At 24.4% G+C, this 242-nt stretch carries 1 protein-coding gene; it reads right to left on the bottom strand.

Translation table 11 applies throughout. The features are described 5' to 3' along the window. Positions 1-123: 123 nt before the first annotated feature. Positions 124-242: UPF0228 family protein (locus ASJ81_RS22335; RefSeq protein ID WP_170943372.1), on the bottom strand; the 119-nt coding region annotated here is incomplete at its 5' end.

Here is a 242-nt window from a genome sequence, read left to right as displayed (position 1 = left end):
ATAGTTTAATTTTTATAATACGCACAATAAAAAGTTATATTTTGGTATTAATTGTATTCAACAATTCCTCAAGAATAGCAGTTTTATAGGTCTTGTATATTTTCCATTGTCTCTTAAAAATACTTAATATTTAATATAATCAGGCATTACAGTTAAAATTTTTCCATTGATTTCAAGCTCATTTTTTATTCTAATTGCATCTTTCTCCGTAATACAATTCTTTCCCTGAATATCATACCTAG

Origin of the sequence: Methanosarcina spelaei (genome assembly GCF_002287235.1) — an archaeon.
Classification (GTDB): domain Archaea; phylum Halobacteriota; class Methanosarcinia; order Methanosarcinales; family Methanosarcinaceae; genus Methanosarcina; species Methanosarcina spelaei.
The sequence above is the reverse complement of the archived record's forward strand: the minus strand, read 5'-3'. Positions and strand labels throughout refer to the sequence as shown.